At 72.4% G+C, this 16924-nt stretch carries 17 protein-coding genes; 12 read left to right on the plus strand and 5 right to left on the minus strand.

All coding sequences use genetic code 11. The features are described from left to right. The first annotated feature begins 228 nt into the window (after nucleotides 1–228). The 5 genes from ACMATS_RS29685 to ACMATS_RS29705 all read left to right on the plus strand — a co-directional run bounded on the left by ACMATS_RS29685 (nucleotide 229) and on the right by ACMATS_RS29705 (nucleotide 4727). Nucleotides 229–1356 carry a ParA family protein gene (locus tag ACMATS_RS29685; protein ID WP_336416764.1) on the plus strand — a complete coding sequence of 376 codons (1128 nt, stop codon included), beginning with the start codon at nucleotides 229–231 and terminating at the stop codon, nucleotides 1354–1356. Next, nucleotides 1341–1886 carry a hypothetical protein gene (locus tag ACMATS_RS29690; RefSeq protein ID WP_390781929.1) on the plus strand — a complete coding sequence of 182 codons (546 nt, stop codon included), beginning with the start codon at nucleotides 1341–1343 and terminating at the stop codon, nucleotides 1884–1886. The genes ACMATS_RS29685 and ACMATS_RS29690 overlap by 16 nt, the downstream gene beginning before the upstream one ends. Before the next feature lie 80 nt (nucleotides 1887–1966). Beyond that, the gene (locus tag ACMATS_RS29695) at nucleotides 1967–2887 is read left to right on the plus strand and encodes a segregation and condensation protein A (protein ID WP_414169637.1); all 921 of its coding nucleotides are present in this window, start codon (nucleotides 1967–1969) and stop codon (nucleotides 2885–2887) included. Then, on the plus strand, nucleotides 2884–3546 hold the full coding sequence (gene scpB, locus ACMATS_RS29700; RefSeq protein ID WP_390781927.1) for an SMC-Scp complex subunit ScpB: 663 nt from the start codon (nucleotides 2884–2886) through the stop codon (nucleotides 3544–3546). Before ACMATS_RS29695 ends, scpB begins: the two co-directional genes overlap by 4 nt. Beyond that, the gene (locus ACMATS_RS29705) at nucleotides 3546–4727 is read left to right on the plus strand and encodes a pseudouridine synthase (protein WP_390781926.1); all 1182 of its coding nucleotides are present in this window, start codon (nucleotides 3546–3548) and stop codon (nucleotides 4725–4727) included. The genes scpB and ACMATS_RS29705 overlap by 1 nt, the downstream gene beginning before the upstream one ends. A 78-nt stretch (nucleotides 4728–4805) precedes the next feature. On the opposite strand, the gene ACMATS_RS29710 is transcribed toward ACMATS_RS29705, so the two are convergent. Next, nucleotides 4806–5168 carry a DUF952 domain-containing protein gene (locus ACMATS_RS29710; protein WP_414169638.1) on the minus strand — a complete coding sequence of 121 codons (363 nt, stop codon included), beginning with the start codon at nucleotides 5166–5168 and terminating at the stop codon, nucleotides 4806–4808. A gap of 61 nt (nucleotides 5169–5229) precedes the next feature. On the opposite strand from ACMATS_RS29710, the gene ACMATS_RS29715 reads away from it, so the two are divergent. The 4 genes from ACMATS_RS29715 (at nucleotide 5230) to der (ending at nucleotide 9475) form a co-directional block, all read left to right on the plus strand. After that, nucleotides 5230–6315 carry a prephenate dehydrogenase gene (locus ACMATS_RS29715; protein WP_390781924.1) on the plus strand — a complete coding sequence of 362 codons (1086 nt, stop codon included), beginning with the start codon at nucleotides 5230–5232 and terminating at the stop codon, nucleotides 6313–6315. Between the two features lie 286 nt (nucleotides 6316–6601). Beyond that, nucleotides 6602–7315: a (d)CMP kinase gene (gene cmk / locus ACMATS_RS29720; RefSeq protein WP_390781923.1), complete on the plus strand. Its 714-nt coding sequence runs from the start codon at nucleotides 6602–6604 to the stop codon at nucleotides 7313–7315. Between the two features lie 50 nt (nucleotides 7316–7365). Next, nucleotides 7366–7953: a lysophospholipid acyltransferase family protein gene (locus tag ACMATS_RS29725; RefSeq protein WP_391154332.1), complete on the plus strand. Its 588-nt coding sequence runs from the start codon at nucleotides 7366–7368 to the stop codon at nucleotides 7951–7953. A 61-nt stretch (nucleotides 7954–8014) separates the two neighbouring features. After that, nucleotides 8015–9475 carry a ribosome biogenesis GTPase Der gene (gene der, locus ACMATS_RS29730; protein ID WP_336416755.1) on the plus strand — a complete coding sequence of 487 codons (1461 nt, stop codon included), beginning with the start codon at nucleotides 8015–8017 and terminating at the stop codon, nucleotides 9473–9475. Between the two features lie 63 nt (nucleotides 9476–9538). Here the strand turns inward: der and ACMATS_RS29735 are convergent, their stop codons facing one another. Both ACMATS_RS29735 and ACMATS_RS29740 read right to left on the minus strand, forming a co-directional pair. Continuing rightward, on the minus strand, nucleotides 9539–9838 hold the full coding sequence (locus ACMATS_RS29735) for a hypothetical protein (RefSeq protein WP_414169639.1): 300 nt from the start codon (nucleotides 9836–9838) through the stop codon (nucleotides 9539–9541). A gap of 143 nt (nucleotides 9839–9981) precedes the next feature. Further along, nucleotides 9982–10761, minus strand: a complete 780-nt coding sequence (locus tag ACMATS_RS29740) for a hypothetical protein (protein WP_390781921.1) — start codon at nucleotides 10759–10761, stop codon at nucleotides 9982–9984. Nucleotides 10762–11034: 273 nt separating this feature from the next. On the opposite strand from ACMATS_RS29740, the gene ACMATS_RS29745 reads away from it, so the two are divergent. Further along, complete coding sequence (locus ACMATS_RS29745; RefSeq protein ID WP_414169640.1) at nucleotides 11035–12285, plus strand: glycosyltransferase family 4 protein; 1251 nt, start codon at nucleotides 11035–11037, stop codon at nucleotides 12283–12285. Continuing rightward, on the plus strand, nucleotides 12282–13217 hold the full coding sequence (locus tag ACMATS_RS29750; RefSeq protein ID WP_414169641.1) for a hypothetical protein: 936 nt from the start codon (nucleotides 12282–12284) through the stop codon (nucleotides 13215–13217). Before ACMATS_RS29745 ends, ACMATS_RS29750 begins: the two co-directional genes overlap by 4 nt. A gap of 18 nt (nucleotides 13218–13235) precedes the next feature. Here the strand turns inward: ACMATS_RS29750 and ctaD are convergent, their stop codons facing one another. After that, nucleotides 13236–14921, minus strand: a complete 1686-nt coding sequence (gene ctaD / locus ACMATS_RS29755) for a cytochrome c oxidase subunit I (protein ID WP_414169642.1) — start codon at nucleotides 14919–14921, stop codon at nucleotides 13236–13238. A 484-nt stretch (nucleotides 14922–15405) separates the two neighbouring features. On the opposite strand from ctaD, the gene ACMATS_RS29760 reads away from it, so the two are divergent. Beyond that, nucleotides 15406–15621, plus strand: a complete 216-nt coding sequence (locus tag ACMATS_RS29760; protein ID WP_390781917.1) for an I78 family peptidase inhibitor — start codon at nucleotides 15406–15408, stop codon at nucleotides 15619–15621. Between the two features lie 78 nt (nucleotides 15622–15699). Here the strand turns inward: ACMATS_RS29760 and ACMATS_RS29765 are convergent, their stop codons facing one another. Beyond that, a complete protein-coding gene (locus tag ACMATS_RS29765) occupies nucleotides 15700–16692 on the minus strand; it encodes a phosphatase PAP2 family protein (RefSeq protein ID WP_414169643.1) in 993 nt (330 codons plus the stop codon). Nucleotides 16693–16924: the final 232 nt, after the last annotated feature.

A 16924-nucleotide genomic window follows, 5' to 3' on the forward strand; every position in this document is an offset into this window, starting at 1 on the left:
TGAAACTTCCGGGTTACCGGGCGTACGCCCTTGACAGAAGGGTGTTCGATTGCCGACACATCGTGCCGTCTCCGGCGGATTGTGTTGCTGCGGACCGCCGACACGCCATAGAGTCGCCAACCGTCGGCATGGTGCCACGCTGACCTATCTAGATGTTTCCTGGTCACCAAGGAGGTAGGACGACTTGTGAATGAGTCGACATTTGCTCCCGGGGGTGGTCACCCAGGAATGCCTATGCAGAACGGGAGTCCCGTGGGACTTCACGCTGTCGGCTCCGTCGCTGTCCGCACCTTCGCAGCACACCACGACATCCAGACCATGACGACAGCCCACCAGAGCATGGACGGTCAACACGTGAACGCCATGGCCGGCGGCCGGGACAGCACGGACCCCGCACGCCTCGCCGAGTACGAGGAAGTGCCGGACGGTCACTTCTACGACCCCGACGCCGAATACGAGCCGGACCCGGAGTACGCCGCGACGCTCGCCCCCGACGCCGCGCGCCAGCGCCGCGAGCGCATCGGCCCCACCGGGCGTCCCCTGCCGTACTTCCCCATCCCCGGACCGCTGGCGGACCACGGCCCGGCCAAAATCATTGCGATGTGCAACCAGAAGGGCGGGGTCGGCAAGACCACCTCGACCATCAACCTGGGCGCCGCACTCGCCGAGTACGGCCGCCGGGTGCTGCTCGTCGACTTCGACCCGCAGGGCGCGCTCTCCGTCGGACTGGGCGTCAACCCGATGGAGCTGGACCTGACGGTCTACAACCTCCTGATGGAGCGCGGGATGTCGGCCGACGAGGTCCTGTTGAAGACCGCGGTCCCCAACATGGACCTGCTGCCCAGCAACATCGACCTGTCCGCGGCCGAGGTCCAGCTCGTCAGCGAGGTCGCCCGCGAGTCCACCCTGCAGCGCGCCCTGAAGCCGCTGATGGCCGACTACGACTACATCGTGATCGACTGTCAGCCGTCGCTCGGCCTGCTGACCGTCAACGCCCTGACGGCGGCTCACAAGGTGATCGTCCCCCTGGAGTGCGAGTTCTTCGCCCTGCGCGGAGTGGCCCTGCTCACCGAGACGATCGAGAAGGTCCAGGAGCGGCTCAACCCCGAGCTGGAGCTGGACGGCATCCTCGCCACGATGTACGACTCGCGGACCGTGCACAGCCGCGAGGTCCTCGCGCGCGTCGTCGAGGCCTTCGACGACCACGTCTACCACACGGTCATCGGCCGTACGGTGCGCTTCCCCGAGACCACGGTCGCAGGCGAGCCCATCACCACCTACGCGTCCAACTCCGTCGGCGCCGCCGCCTATCGCCAGCTCGCCAGGGAGGTGCTCGCCCGGTGTCACGCCGAGTGAGTCTGCCCGGCGCCGACGAACTGTTCCGCACCACCGGAGGGTCGGGGCTCCAGTCCTCCTCCCCCCGCCGGAAGCTGAACGGCGAGACGCCGCCGAGGGTGCCCGGCCCGGGTGACGGACCGGACGCCGCGCAGCCGGGCCGGACCGCCGCGCAGGAGGGCACCGCACGCGCCGCGGCCGCTCCGGCCGCGGGCCAGGAGCAGGAGGAGGCGCGCCGCCCGGACGGAGGCCGCGAGCGCCCCGCTGCCGCCCCCGCGCGGACGGACGGGGCCACCGCCCCGGGCAAGCGCCGCGCACGCACCGCCAACCGCCGCCCCAGCGGCCGCGAACGCCACGACGAGAAGATCACCGTCTATGTCTCCGCCGAGGAGCTCATGGACCTGGAGCACGCGCGGCTGGTGCTGCGCGGTGAGCACGGGCTCGCCGTCGACCGCGGCCGGATCGTCCGGGAGGCCGTCGCCGTCGTCCTCGCCGACCTGGAGTCGCGCGGCGACGCGAGCATTCTCGTGCGGCGCCTGCGGGGCCGCTGAGCCGGTTCGCCGGTAGCCTGCCCCTCAGCTCCGCCCGCCCGTTCGACGGGCCCCTCCGCCACCGCACCTGGACCACCCTCATGCCCCCAGCCCCCGCCGCCCCGGCCCGCCGTACCCTGGGCCACGGCCCGGCCGGGCAGCCCCCGCCGCCTCCCGAGGAGACCGCTCCCGCGGAGCCGGCCGCCGGGGAGACCGGGGGAGCGGCGGACGACCGGCGGTTCACCGTCCGGCTGGACAACTTCGAGGGCCCGTTCGACCTGCTGCTGCAGCTCATCGCCAAGCACAAGCTGGACGTCACCGAGGTGGCCCTGTCCAAGGTCACCGACGAGTTCATGGCCCACCTCCGGGCCATGGGACCGGATTTCGACCTGGACCAGACGACCGAGTTCCTCGTCGTCGCGGCGACGCTCCTGGACCTCAAGACCGCCCGGCTGCTGCCCGCCGCCGAGGTCGAGGACGAGGCCGACCTGGCCCTGCTGGAGGCCCGCGACCTGCTCTTCGCACGGCTGCTGCAGTACCGCGCGTACAAACGGATCGCGGAGATCCTCAGCGGCCGCATGGCGTACGAGGGCCGCCGCCGGCCGCGCACCGTCGGCCTGGAGCCGCACCACGCGGAGCTGCTGCCCGAGGTCGTCCTCGGCCTGGGCCCGGAGGCGTTCGCCCGGCTCGCCGCCAAGGCGATGCAGCCGAAGGCGAAGCCGCAGGTGTACGTGGACCACATCCACGCCCCCCTGGTCAGCGTCCGCGAGCAGGCCGAGGTCGTGGTGACCAGGCTGCGCACGGCCGGCGAGGCGAGCTTCGGACAGCTGATCGAGGACGCGCCCGACACCCTCACCGTCGTCGCGCGCTTCCTCGCCCTGCTGGAGCTCTACCGCGAGCGCGCGGTCGCCCTGGACCAGGACGAGGCGCTGGGGGCGCTGACGGTGCGCTGGACGGGCGCCGAGGGGGCCCCGGCGGTGACGGACGAGTTCGACCGCGAGCCCGAGGAGACGACGGAATGACCGAGGCGACGCACGAGAGCCCGGCGGAGCCGCCCGCCGGGACGTCCGCCGTGGCGGAGCTCGACCTGGGGCCGGCCCTGGAGGCCGTGCTGATGGTCGTCGACGAGCCCGCCACCGAGGAGCACCTGGCCAGGGTCCTCGGCCGGCCCCGCCGCGAGATCGCCCTGGCGCTGCGGGAGCTGGCCGACGAGTACACCGTCCAGCGGCGCGGTTTCGAGCTGCGCGAGGTGGCCGGGGGCTGGCGCTTCTTCAGCCGGCCCGAGTACGCCGACGCCGTCGAGGCCTTCGTCCTGGACGGCCAGCAGGCCCGGCTGACCCAGGCCGCGCTGGAGACCCTGGCCGTCGTCGCGTACCGTCAGCCGGTCAGCCGTTCCCGGGTCTCGGCCGTCCGCGGCGTGAACTGCGACGGCGTCATGCGCACCCTCCTCCAGCGGGGTCTGGTGGAGGAGGCGGGGACGGAACCCGAAACAGGTGCGATCCTGTACAGGACGACGAACTACTTTCTGGAGCGGATGGGCCTGCGCGGCCTGGACGAGCTTCCCGAGCTCGCACCGTTCCTCCCCGAGGCGGAAGCGGTCGAGGGGGACTCCCAGGAGGGGGTCCCGTCCTTCGATCCGGACGCACCGGACACCGACGCAGACGACAAGACGGAACTTTGATGCGAAGCAGCGGCAGGAACAGCGGTAGCGGCAGCCGGGACAACCGGGGCGGCGCACGGGGCGGGGCGCCCCGTCCGTCCTCCGGCGGCGGGCGTTCGGGCGGCGGGCGCTCCCAGGGCGGCCGCTCCGGCGGCGGACGGTACGACGACGGCCGCTCCGGCGCCCGGCGCGACGACCGGCAGCAGGAGCAGCGCCCGCGCCGGCCGCGCCCGGAGGAGCGCCGTTACGACGTCGGCCCCGACGCGGAGCGCAGCGGCGGCAGCCGGGGCGCCGCGGCCCGTGGCGGCGCCAAGGGCGGCCCCAAGCGCCCCACGAGCGGCAGGACGGGCGCCGGTGCGCCGCGCGGCGGCCGCACCCAGCCCCCCGCCCGCCCGCGCGAGTACGACGCCCAGATCGAGGAGCGCAACCGCGAGCGGCACAACAAGCCGAAGCTCAACCTGCCCAAGACCTTCGGGGAGCAGGAGGGCGAGCGCCTGCAGAAGGTGCTGGCCCGGGCCGGCATGGGCTCGCGCCGTGCCTGCGAGGAGCTGATCGAGCAGGCCCGCGTCGAGGTCAACGGCCAGATCGTCACCGAGCAGGGCCTGCGCGTCGACCCGGAGAAGGACGAGATCAAGGTCGACGGCCTGACCGTCGCCACCCAGTCCTTCCTCTTCTTCGCCCTCAACAAGCCGGCCGGCGTGGTCTCCACCATGGAGGACCCGGACGGCCGTCAGTGCCTCGGCGACTACGTCACCAACCGCGAGACCCGGCTCTTCCACGTCGGCCGCCTCGACACGGAGACCGAGGGCATCATCCTGCTCACCAACCACGGTGAGCTGGCCCACCGCCTGACGCACCCGCGCTACGGCGTCAAGAAGACCTACCTCGCCGCCATCCAGGGCCCGCTGCCGCGCGACATCGGCAAGCAGCTCAAGAAGGGCATCGAGCTCGAGGACGGCTGGGCGCGCGCGGACCACTTCCGCGTCGTCGAGCAGACCGGCAAGAACTACCTCGTGGAGGTCACCCTCCACGAGGGCCGCAAGCACATCGTGCGGCGCATGCTGGCCGAGGCGGGCTTCCCGGTCGACAAGCTCGTCCGCACCTCCTTCGGCCCGATCGCCCTGGGCGACCAGAAGTCGGGCTGGCTGCGCCGCCTGACGAACACGGAGGTCGGCATGCTCATGCGCGAGGTCGATCTTTAAACGCGGCACCCCGCGCCCGTAAGGGGCGCGGGGAACTGCGCGACCAGCCCAGGACGGCCCGCAGCCACCGAACGACCGCTACGACCACACGGTCATGCCGGTCGCCCGGCCCGCGTCGTCGCGCTGGACCTCCATCATCCCTTCCACCGCGTCGCGCGTGATGCGCCCGTAGACGTGCGGGAACCGCGTCCCCGGCGCGACCCCCGGCGGCGGGGCCGGGTCCGCCGGCTCCCAGCGGACCATGACGTCCAGCTTGTGCTCGTCGATCAGCAGCGCCATCAGCGGTCCCGGCGTCTCCCGGTAGAACGCCGAGACCACGGCCAGCGTCGTGGCCTCGTCGGGGGAGCAGTGCACGAAGCCGTCGTCGGCCAGGGAGGCGGGGGAGTACGGGCGGTCGGGCAGGGCGAGCCAGTCGTCCAGGGGGACCACGTGATAGATCATGCCCTTCGTTGTACCGGACACCGCGCTCCCCGTCCCGCAGGGCGGCACTAGGCTGGGTCCGGTGAGAACAGCCCTCGTCATCGGCACCGGCCTGATCGGCACCTCCGCAGCCCTCGCCCTCGCGGGCCGTGGCGTCCAGGTCCACCTCCGGGACCACGACCCCGCCCAGGCCCGCACCGCCGCCGCCCGCGGCGCCGGCACCGACCAGGAACCGGACGGACCGGTCGACCTCGCCGTCGTCGCCGTGCCCCCCGCGCACGTCGCCGCGACCCTCGCCGAGGCCATCCGCAGCGGGACGGCCCGCGCCTATCTCGACGTCGCCAGCGTCAAGGGCGGCCCGCGCCGCGAGCTGGAGGCGCTCGGCTGCGACCTGTCCCGCTACCTGGGCACGCACCCCATGGCCGGGCGCGAGCGCTCCGGGCCCATGGCGGCCGGCGCCGACCTCTTCGAGGGCCGGCCGTGGGTGCTCACCCCCACCCACGAGACCGACACCGAGGTCCTCAACATCGCCCTGGAGCTCGTCGCCCTGTGCCGGGCGGTGCCCGTGGTGATGGACGCCGACGCCCACGACCGCGCCGTCGCCCTCGTCTCGCACACCCCGCAGCTGCTCTCCAGCCTGGTCGCCGCCCGCCTGGAGGACGCGGACGAGACGGCCGTGCGGCTGTGCGGCCAGGGCATCCGCGACGTGACCCGGATCGCCGCCTCCGACCCGCGGATGTGGATCGACATCCTCTCCGCCAACCCCGGCCCCGTGGCCGACATCCTCTCCGCCGTCGCCGCCGACCTGGACGAGACGGTACGGGCCCTGCGCGGCCTGGAGTCCGCCGACGACGAGAAGCGGGGCGAGGGCGCGGTGGGCATCGAGGACGTGCTGCGCCGCGGCAACGCCGGCCGCTCCCGCGTCCCCGGCAAGCACGGTGCGGCCCCGGCGGTGTACGAGACGATCACGGTGCTGATCGGCGACCAGCCGGGCGAGCTGGCCCGGATCTTCGCCGACGCCGGCCGGGCGGGCGTCAACATCGAGGACGTCCGCATCGAGCACGCCACCGGCCAGCAGGCCGGCCTGATCCAGCTGATGGTCGAGCCGGGCGCGGTCGCCGGCCTGGCCGCGACGCTGCGCGATCGCGGCTGGTCGGTGCGGCAGTAGGGGCGGTTCCGGCGGATCCTGCAGGCGCCCCGAAAGGGGCGCGGGGAACTGCGCGATCAACCCCACCGGCCGGCAGCCGACGCACGACCCCAGGGGTTCGCGGCGCAGCCCCTGGGGGCACTCCTGGGGGCACCCCCAGCGGTAGCTGGGGGAGTTCCTGGACTGCGGGCGCGTCGTGGCGGGCCGCAGGCAGCGAGGCAGCGGCTGCACGGGGCGGTCGGGCGAGCCAGTAACCTTGTGTGAGGCTCGTAGCCGCCCATGTTCTCCGCCCCGTGCACAGAGGAAGGTGTCCAACACCGTGGAAACCGCCGCCCGGACCGCTCCGGCAGCCGTGATCGTCGGCATCGACGGCCCCTCCGGCACGGGCAAGTCCAGCACCTCCAAGGCCGTCGCCGCCAAGCTGGGCCTGCGCTACCTGGACACCGGGGCCCAGTACCGGGCGATCACCTGGTGGATGCTCAGCAACGGCATCGACGTGAACGATGCGCAGGCCGTCGCCGACGCCGCGGGCAAGCCCGAGATCGTCTCCGGTACCGACCCGGCCGCCCCGGCCATCGCGGTCGACGGCGCGGACGCGTCCGGTCCCATCCGCACCCAGGAGGTCACCGCGGCGGTCAGCGCCGTCAGCGCGGTGCCGGAGGTGCGGACCCGGATGACCGAGCTGCAGCGGGCGATCGCCGCCGAGGCGCCGGCCGGCATCGTCGTCGAGGGCCGGGACATCGGCACCACCGTCCTCCCGGACGCCGACGTCAAGATCTTCCTGACCGCCTCGGCCGAGGCCCGCGCCGCCCGCCGCAACGGCGAGCTGAAGGGCAAGGAGGCGGGCGACCTGGCCGCCACCCAGGCCGCTCTGGTCAAGCGCGACGCCGCCGACTCCGGCCGCAAGACCTCGCCGCTGGCCAAGGCCGACGACGCGATCGAGGTCGACACCACCGAGCTGACGCTGGACCAGGTCATCGAGTGTGTGGTCACTTTGATCGAGGAGAAGCGATCGGCGTGACCGGGTCCGCCTCCGGTGCCGCCGTCGGGCGGCGGATCGGCATCGGCCTGATGTACGGGCTGTGGAAGCCGCGCGTGCTGGGTGCCTGGCGGGTGCCCGCCGCGGGGCCCTGCATCCTGGCCGTCAACCACACCCACAACATCGACGGCCCGATGGTGATGGGCACGGCGCCCCGGCCCGTGCACTTCCTGATCAAGAAGGAAGCGTTCGTCGGCCCGCTGGACCCGTTCCTGCAGGGCATCGGTCAGCTGAAGGTCGACCGCACGGGCGCCGACCGCACTGCGATCACCGCGGCGCTGGAGGTCCTGGACCAGGGCGGCGTGCTGGGGATCTTCCCCGAGGGCACCCGCGGCGAGGGCGACTTCGCCTCGCTGCGCGCGGGCCTGGCGTACTTCGCCGTACGCTCGGGCGCGCCGATCGTGCCGGTGGCGGTGCTCGGCAGCGCCGAGCGCCGGGGCCGCCTCATACGGGGGCTGCCGCCGCTGCGCAGCCGCGTGGACGTGGTCTTCGGCGAGCCCTTCCAGGCCGGCGACGGCAGCGGGCGGCGCACGCGCAAGGCGCTGGACGAGGCGACCGTGCGCATCCAGCAGCGGCTGAGCGCGCACCTGGCGGACGCCAGGCGCTCCACCGGGCGCTGAACGAGACTGAGTAGCGGACCGTCAGGGTCCGCCGACGACGAAGAACTGAGGAACGGACTTCATGAACGACCAGATCCACACCGGCGACGAGCACGGTGAGCTTGGCGACGCCGAGTACGCGGAGTTCATGGAGCTCGCCGCCCAGGAAGGCTTCGACGCCGAGGAGGTCGAGAGCGAGCTCGCGGCCGCCGGGCACGGCCCGCTGCCCGTCCTCGCCGTCGTCGGCCGTCCCAACGTCGGCAAGTCGACGCTGGTGAACCGCATCATCGGCCGCCGCGAGGCCGTGGTCGAGGACCGCCCGGGCGTCACCCGCGACCGCGTGACCTACGAGGCCGAGTGGGCCGGCCGCCGCTTCAAGGTCGTCGACACCGGCGGCTGGGAGCAGGACGTCCTCGGCATCGACGCCTCCGTCGCCGCCCAGGCCGAGTACGCCATCGAGGCCGCCGACGCGGTCGTCTTCGTCGTGGACGCCACGGTCGGCGCCACCGACACCGACGAGGCCGTCGTCAAGCTGCTGCGCCGGGCCGGCAAGCCCGTCGTGCTGTGCGCCAACAAGGTCGACGGCCCGTCCGCCGAGGCCGACGCCGCGATGCTGTGGGCGCTGGGCCTCGGCGAGCCGATGCCGGTGTCCGCGCTGCACGGCCGCGGCACGGGCGACATGCTGGACGAGGTCCTCAAGGCGCTGCCGGAGGCCCCGGCCGCGACGTTCGGCGGGGTCGTCGGCGGCCCGCGCCGCATCGCGCTGATCGGCCGCCCGAACGTGGGCAAGTCGTCGCTGCTGAACAAGGTGGCGGGCGAGGAGCGCGTCGTCGTCAACGAGCTGGCCGGCACCACCCGCGACCCGGTCGACGAGCTGATCGAACTGGGCGGCACGACCTGGAAGTTCGTGGACACCGCGGGCATCCGCAAGCGCGTCCACCTCCAGGAGGGCGCGGACTACTACGCCTCCCTGCGCACCGCCGCCGCGGTCGAGAAGGCCGAGGTCGCCGTCATCCTGATCGACGCCAGCGAAACCATCAGCGTCCAGGACCAGCGCATCATCACCATGGCCGTCGAGGCCGGGCGCGCGATGGTCATCGCCTTCAACAAGTGGGACACGCTGGACGAGGAGCGCCGCTACTACCTCGAGCGCGAGATCGAGACCGAGCTGCAGCAGATCTCCTGGGCGCCGCGGGTCAACGTCTCGGCGCGCACCGGCCGGCACATGGAGAAGCTGGTCCCGGCGATCGAGACCGCGCTGGCGGGCTGGGAGACGCGCGTCCCGACGGGCCGGCTGAACGCCTTCCTGGGCGAGCTCGTCTCCGCGCACCCGCACCCGATCCGCGGCGGCAAGCAGCCGCGCATCCTCTTCGGCACCCAGGCGGGCACCAAGCCGCCGCGCTTCGTCCTCTTCGCCTCCGGCTTCCTGGAGGCCGGCTACCGCCGCTTCGTCGAGCGCCGCCTGCGCGAGGAGTTCGGCTTCGAGGGCACCCCGATCCACCTGTCGGTGCGGGTCCGGGAGAAGCGCTCGAAGAAGAAGTAGCAGCCGAAGAGGAAGTAGCAGCCGTTTTCCGCGCCCCGGTCAGGGGCGCGGGACTGCCGCAGGCTAGAAATTGCGCCGCGGCGCGGGCGGCAGCGCAGGCAGCGAACTGCCGCTCCGCTGCCGCCCGTAGTACGAATCCCAGGCCGGGTTGTACCCGGTCCCCTGATAGGCCCCCGCATACGGCTGCTGATAGCTGCCGGCGGGCTGGCTGGCGCCGAACCCCCTGAACCTCAGCTCCTCCTCCCCGGCGCGGTCACCCGGCAGCGTCCGGAAGGACCGGCGGTACTCGGAGCAGAGAGCGTCGTAGATCGGGGTGACCGAGCCGGGCTGACTCTCCGCGGAGGCATCGCGGGGTGGGCGCATGCCGGGGATGTAGTTCGGATACGAGATCCGGGAAACGGGTTCGTATGAGTACACATCCCTGCCAACGACTCCGGAGCCGCGGGGATGCGGCCCGGCGCGGGAATGCCCCGCCGGGGTGGTGTGCGCCGGGCGTGCACGGTGGATCAGGTGCCCGCGAGCGGCATGCTCGCGCCGACCAGCCGTCCGGCCGCGGCGGCCCGGTCCAGGGCATCGCGCAGCAGGTCCTCGCGGGGCTGCGCACCGATCGTTCCGGCGGGGGAGCAGAGGATCAGGACGCGACGCTGCTTGTTGACGGCGGCGCGCCACTCGGGGGCCACCTCCATCGGCTGGTGGGCCTGCCACCACGCCACGGCGGCGCCGGCACCCGGGCCCGGCTGGAGGATCGCGTGCAGCTGGCCCATGGCCAGCAGCACCGACCAGCCCTTGATGGGGTCCGGCACCCGGTCCATGCCCGGGACCTCCTTGAAGCCCTGCTCGCGGAGCAGGTCGAGGAAGACGTCGACGGGCCCGGTGGTGCCGGGGCGGGCGATCGGGCCCAGCGGCTCGACGACCAGCGCGGGGTGGACGTCCCCGTCGACCAGGACCAGGCCGCTGGTCACGCCCAGCTCGGCCTGCAGCGGCACCTCCGGCACCGGCTGCCCGCCCTCGCCGGCGGTGATGGACTTCACGGCGCCCTGGAGCTGCTCCTCGGAGACCTCCACGACCTGGGAGGGGATGCAGGCCGCGTGGGCGAAGGCCAGCACCGCCGTCTCATCGCCGACGAACAGCACCGTGCTGGTGCGCTCGCGCTCGATGTCGCCCTGGGTGCGGCAGGAGGTGCAGTCGTACACGCCCGGGGCGCTGTCGCCGCCGAGCAGTCGGTCCGCCTCTTCGTCGCCGATCTCGGCGCGTACTTCGTCGCTGACATCGAGCATGCGCGGCACGGGGAGCTCCTCGAACTTGGTGCGGGCAAAACGGTGGTGCAGCTGTGGTGCACGGGGTGCGCGGTGCCGGGCTCTTCCCGGCCCACAAGAAGACAACGGACGATCCGTGGCCGGGGTCACGCCCCGGAAAAGTTCCCGTCCCCGCTACCGATTCGCCAACGCTCGGACAACGAGTTGACGATCACGGCCAACCCGGCGGCACCGGCCACGGTCTAACCTTCAGGAGGCGGGTCATCGGGTGATGACCACGGCACACCGGCTGCATGGGGACGAATGCACATCTCATTCCTGATTCACAACGCGTACGGGATCGGCGGCACCATCCGCACCACGTACAACCTCGCGAGCACCCTCGCGGAGCAGCACGACGTGGAGATCGTCTCCGTCTTCCGTCACCGCGACGAGCCGATGCTCGCCCCCGGGGGCAAGGTCCGCCTGCGGCACCTGGTGGACCTGCGCAAGGACAGCCCGGAGTACGCGGGCGAGCTTCCCGAGTACGCCGTCCCGGCCTCCGCCTTCCCCGCCGCCGAGGGCCGTTACGGGCAGTACAGCGCGCTGACCGACGAGCGGATCGCCCGGCACCTGCGCGGCCTGGACTGCGACGTGGTCGTCGGCACCCGTCCCGGCCTCAACGTGCACATCGCCCGGCAGGCCCGGCGCGGTCCGGTGCGGGTGGGCCAGGAGCACCTGACGCTGGGCACCCACAGCGGGCCGCTGAAGCTGGAGCTGCGCACCCACTACCCGCGGCTGGACGCGGTCACCACCGTGACCGAGGCCGACGCGCGCACCTACCGCAAGCTGATGCGGCTGCCCGGGGTGCGGATCGAGGCGGTGCCCAACGGCGTTCCTGCGCCGGCGCTGGAGCCGGCGGACGGCACCGGCAAGTGGGTGATCGCCGCCGGCCGGCTCGCTCCGGCGAAACGATACGACGTGCTGATCCGTTCCTTCGCCAAGGTGGCCGCCGAGCGTCCCGACTGGCGGCTGCGGATCTACGGCGCCGGCGCGGAGCGCGCCAAGCTACGGGCCCTGATCGACAAGCTCGGCCTCTACAATCACGTGTTCCTCATGGGCCCCGCCAACCCCCTGGACCCCGAGTGGGTCAAGGGCTCCATCGCCGTCTGCACCTCCAGCCTGGAGTCCTTCGGCATGACCATCGTCGAGGCCATGCGCTGTGGCCTGCCCGTGGTCTCCACCGACTGCCCGCACGGCCCCGGCGAGATCATCACCGACGGGACCGACGGCCTGCTGGTGCCCGTCGGCAAGACGGACGCCATCGCGGCCGGGCTGCTGAAGCTGATCGACGACGACGAGCTGCGGCGGCGCATGGGCCGGGAGGCGCTGAAGAACGCGGCCCGGTTCGACCCCGTGCACGTCGCCGAGCGCTACGAGGCCCTCTTCGCCGACCTGACCGGCCGCGGCGCCCTGCGGGGCTCGCTGCACCGGACCCGGGGGGCCCTGCTCAGCAGCGCGTTCAAGACCAGGGACGCGAGCCGCGCCGCCTTCCGCCGGGTGCGTGCCGCATGACCCCTTCCACCGTGCCCGCCGACGCCGCCGGTCCCGGCGGCTCCACCACCCCCGAGGAGTGCACCATCGTGTCTGCCCCTCCCATGGCCTTCGGCATGGGGAACCCCACTGCCGACTGCATCGCGGACTCCGCGGGCGGACTCACCTTCGACCTCGACGCCCCGGGCCTCTCCGAAGCCTGCGCCACCTGGTCCGCAGCGCTCGTCCTGCGCCGCAGGGGCGGCGACGAGTCCGGTGAGGTCCGTCTGCCGCTCACGGCCAACGGCGAGGGCCGGGTGCGCGCCGTCCTGCCGAGCACCGTCGCCCTCCCGGAGGGCCGCTGGGACGTCCATGCCGCCTGCGGCGAGGACGCCCCGCGGCGGCTGGTGCCGGGCCTGGCCGACCTGCGCTCCCTGGTCGACCGCAGACCCGGCCCCAGCACCTCGCCGCTCGCGGTCCGCATCCCGTACGCGACGAAGCACGGCAACCTCTCGCTGCGCAGCTGGCTGCGCTCCCCGCACGCCGAGGCGGGGGATCTCCTCCTGGACCCCTCGGGCCTCACCGGTCACGGCACGCTCTACTGCGTCGGCGACCCGGAGGCCTGGCTGAAGGACGCCGTGGTGGAGGCGCGGCTGCGCCGTGACAGCGATGTCATGAGCACCGCACCGGTCACCGCCGACGGCCCGGACTTCACCTTCACCCTCCCCTTCGCCGGCCTGTGCGAGGAGTGGCGGGGCGGCCTGGACGTCTGGGACCTGTGGCTGCGGCCGGCCGAGGGCGCCCCGGCCCGGATCGCCCGCATCCTCGACGACGTCGCCGACAAGAAACAGATATTCACCTACCCCCCGCAGGACGTCGACGCCTCTTACGCCCCTGCCCGGGTGAGCCCGTACTACACCGCCGACAACGACCTTTCCGTACGGATCGACGAGCGGCCCCCCACCGCCCGCTGAACCCCCGGCGACGCCCCGTCAGGCGCCGGCCGGTCCCGGCTCGGCCGGGGCCGTCGGCACCGGCGGGCGGGCCGTCTCCGGGTGGTGCAGGTCGAAGGCCGGCGACTCGGAGCGGATGCGGGGGAGGGTGAGGAAGTTGTGCCGCGGCGGCGGGCAGGAGGTCGCCCACTCCAGCGAGCGGCCGTAGCCCCAGGGGTCGTCGGTCTCGACCTGCCTGCCGTACTTCGCGGTCTTCCAGATGTTGTAGAAGAACGGCAGCGTCGACAGGCCCAGCAGGAACGCGCCGATCGTGGACACCGTGTTGAGCGCGGTGAAGCCGTCGGCCGCCAGGTAGTCGGCGTACCGGCGCGGCATGCCCTCGGCGCCCAGCCAGTGCTGGACGAGGAACGTGAGGTGGAAGCCGGTGAAGAGGGTCCAGAAGTGGATCTTCCCCAGCCGCTCGTCCAGCATCTTCCCCGTGAACTTGGGCCACCAGAAGTAGAAGCCTGCGAACATCGCGAACACCACCGTCCCGAACACCACGTAGTGGAAGTGCGCCACGACGAAGTAGGTGTCCGTGACGTGGAAGTCCAGCGGCGGCGAAGCCAGGATCACGCCGGTGAGCCCGCCGAAGAGGAAGCTCACCAGGAAGCCCACCGACCACAGCATCGGCGCCTCGAAGGACAGCGAGCCCTGCCACATGGTGCCGATCCAGTTGAAGAACTTCACGCCCGTCGGCACCGCGATCAGGAAGGACATGAAGGAGAAGAAGGGCAGCAGCACCGCGCCCGTGGCGAACATGTGGTGCGCCCAGACCACCACGGACAGGGCGGTGATGGCCATGGTCGCGCCGATCAGCATCACGTAGCCGAAGATCGGCTTCCGGGAGAAGACCGGGATGATCTCGGTGATGATGCCGAAGAACGGCAGCGCGATGATGTAGACCTCGGGATGCCCGAAGAACCAGAACAGGTGCTGCCACAGCAGCGCCCCGCCGTTCGCCGAGTCGAAGACCACCGCCCCGAACCGGCGGTCCGCCTCCAGGGTCAGCAGGGCCGCGGCCAGGACCGGGAAGGCCATCAGGATCAGGATCGAGGTGAACAGGACGTTCCAGGTGAAGACCGGCATCCGGAACATCGTCATGCCGGGGGCGCGCATCCCGATGATGGTGGTCAGGAAGTTCACGGCGCCCAGGATCGTCCCGAAGCCCGACAGGGCCAGGCCCAGGATCCACATGTCGGTGCCGATCCCCGGCGAGCGCACCGCGCTGTTGAGCGGGGCGTAGCCGGTCCAGCCGAAGGCGGCGCCGCCCTCGGGCATCAGCAGGCTGCTCACCACGATCAGGCCGCCGAACAGGTACATCCAGTACGAGAGCATGTTGAGCCGGGGGAAGGCCACGTCCGGCGAGCCGATCTGCAGCGGCATGATCTCGTTGGCGAAGCCCGCGAAGGCCGGGGTGGCGAAGAGCAGCAGCATGATCGTGCCGTGGGCGGTGAACGCCTCGTTGAACTGTTCGTTGGTGAGGAACTGCAGCCCGGGACGGGCCAGTTCGGCCCGCATCAGCATGGCGAGCAGCCCGGCGACGAGGAAGAAGGCGAACGAGGTGATCAGGTAGAGGTGGCCGATCTTCTTGTGGTCGGTGGTCGTCAGCCAGTCGACGACGACGGCGCCGGGCCGGCGCTCCCGGGCCGGCGCAGTGGTCGCCTGCGCGGTGTCGGTCCCCATCCGTGCCCCCTCGCTTCGCTCTCGGCTCGTACGGCCTGTCGTGCACATGGGCTCCCCCGGGCACCCGCCATGATGCTCGCCCGCCGCCCGGCGCGCGAGGGTGCCTCGCCGACCGTCCGTCAATCGTGCGCGGCGCAGGGTCCCCCAAGAGGCTGGAACTTTATATTCCGGATGTGCCGGAGCCGTGCAGGGTGCCGCCCCGGAATTCCCGGCGGCGCATAACGGTGCGGCCGCGGTGCCGGGAATTCCGGGTGCGTTCCGCGGAGTTGCCGGGGGTATTCGGAAAAGGTGTCGTGAATTTCCCCGGGGGTGATTACGGGGGCGGTGCCGGGGGTGCGGAATTGCCGTACGGGGCCTGCCGGGCCGGAGTAAACCGGCGTACGCCCTCTGTGACAGAAGTGTGACCAGTGGCGGACCCGAACCGGACGGGAGCGTGCCCGTCCCCCGCTTCCCACCCCGCCCGGAGCCCCCTACGGTGGCTGCCATGGCGCCCGTACCGCAGCTTCCGCCCGACCCCGACGACGCCCCCGAGGACTACGTGGGGCTCGACGCCGACACCGCCGCCGAACGGGCCCGCGCCCGCGGCTGGACGACCGTGCGGGCGCTGCCGCCCGGCGTGGTCATCACTATGGAATACCTGGCGGGGCGGCTGAACTTCGAGGTCGTCGACGGCATCGTGCGGCGCTGCTGGAAGGGCTGAGCGGAGCCCGGACACGCCGATGGCGGCGGCCCCGGGAACCCGGGACCGCCGCCATCGGTGCGTTCTGCCGTCCTGCCGTCAGCCCACCGTGCGGCCGCGGCCCGTGGCCGGGCCCAGCGGTGTGGTGCGCTGCGCCCGGTCCGCGTGCGGCGGGCGGCGGCTGCCGGTCGGGGTGACCGGCGTCCGCTCCGAGCGGGCCGTGTGCGGCCGCTGCGGCAGGTGCGGGCGTCCGCCCGCCCGGCTCCCGGCGCCCACCGGCTCCAGGACCGGCGCCTCGTCGTCCGCCGGGGAGCGCGGCGCGCCCAGCGGGACGGGAGCGGCGACCGTGGCCGGCACGGGGGCGCGGCGGTCGCGCAGCTTCCGGTACCGGGCCAGCAGCCAGGCGTCGGTGCGCGCCATGGGCGCCTCGAACCAGGGCAGCACCAGCAGGATCATCAGGCCCGCGGTCCAGCCGAGGGTCACGTCGCTCATCCAGTGCGTGCCCAGGTACACCGTCGTCATGCCGACGCCCAGCGCCAGCAGCGCGGCGGCCACCGAGGCGATCCGGCGGGTGCGCGGCGTGGTGGCCAGGTAGGCGAGCACGCCCCAGGTCACCACGGCGTTCGCGGTGTGGCCCGAGGGGAATATGTCGCCGCCGGCGAACATCTCGTTGGAGCCGACGTTGGTCGCGTAGTGCGGCCCGAGCCGCCCCATGCCTATCTTCGCCGCGCCCACCGTGGCGTTGAGCAGGAGCAGCGAGACGCCCAGCACCAGCAGCGGACGCAGCGTCTTCTGCTTGTAGGCGCACCAGCCCAGCCAGGCGGCCACCGCCACGGCGGTCGGGCCGCGCTGGCCCAGCACCACGAAGTAGTCGAGGAAGGCGTGGATCTCCGGCCACTGCTTGTACGGCCGGAAGAGCATGACCTGCCAGTCGAACCGCACCGGCCAGGAAGTGGTGAGCACGCCGACCACGATCGCCGCGTAGACCATGGAGGTCGCCGCGAGGATCCCCACGCGGGCGCGGGTCATCCGCGGGCGCGGGGGCTCGGTCCGGCGCTCCTGCGTGGGCAGGAGCTCGTCATTGGTAGGCACTCAATCGACGTTACATTGCGTGACGGGGAGGCTTGGCCGATCGGGCCTCTTTGTGATGACGATGTGATGTGGAATGCGTCTCAATCCTGACCTCCGGCGTGTTTGAATCCGCCGGATAAGGGCCGCATAAAATGCGCGCAGGAAAAAAGCCGCCGAGCAGTGTCCGGCGGCTTCCGGGGCAATTCCCCATTCGTTCCCCGGCGTTCGCCGGCCCGTGGTCGCCGCGTTCCGC

It is taken from the genome of Streptoverticillium reticulum, from assembly GCF_047456005.1.
Taxonomy (GTDB): Bacteria; Actinomycetota; Actinomycetes; order Streptomycetales; family Streptomycetaceae; genus Streptomyces; species Streptomyces reticulum.

Coding starts and splice junctions, on each gene's coding strand:
- ACMATS_RS29685 (WP_336416764.1), top strand. CDS start 229: ATGCCTATGCAGAACGGGAGTCCCGTGGGACTTCACGCTGTCGGCTCC.
- ACMATS_RS29695 (WP_414169637.1), top strand. CDS start 1,967: ATGCCCCCAGCCCCCGCCGCCCCGGCCCGCCGTACCCTGGGCCACGGC.
- scpB (WP_390781927.1), top strand. CDS start 2,884: ATGACCGAGGCGACGCACGAGAGCCCGGCGGAGCCGCCCGCCGGGACG.
- ACMATS_RS29705 (WP_390781926.1), top strand. CDS start 3,546: ATGCGAAGCAGCGGCAGGAACAGCGGTAGCGGCAGCCGGGACAACCGG.
- ACMATS_RS29710 (WP_414169638.1), bottom strand. CDS start 5,168: ATGATCTATCACGTGGTCCCCCTGGACGACTGGCTCGCCCTGCCCGAC.
- ACMATS_RS29725 (WP_391154332.1), top strand. CDS start 7,366: ATGTACGGGCTGTGGAAGCCGCGCGTGCTGGGTGCCTGGCGGGTGCCC.
- der (WP_336416755.1), top strand. CDS start 8,015: ATGAACGACCAGATCCACACCGGCGACGAGCACGGTGAGCTTGGCGAC.
- ACMATS_RS29735 (WP_414169639.1), bottom strand. CDS start 9,838: ATGCGCCCACCCCGCGATGCCTCCGCGGAGAGTCAGCCCGGCTCGGTC.
- ACMATS_RS29745 (WP_414169640.1), top strand. CDS start 11,035: ATGCACATCTCATTCCTGATTCACAACGCGTACGGGATCGGCGGCACC.
- ACMATS_RS29750 (WP_414169641.1), top strand. CDS start 12,282: ATGACCCCTTCCACCGTGCCCGCCGACGCCGCCGGTCCCGGCGGCTCC.
- ctaD (WP_414169642.1), bottom strand. CDS start 14,921: ATGGGGACCGACACCGCGCAGGCGACCACTGCGCCGGCCCGGGAGCGC.
- ACMATS_RS29760 (WP_390781917.1), top strand. CDS start 15,406: ATGGCGCCCGTACCGCAGCTTCCGCCCGACCCCGACGACGCCCCCGAG.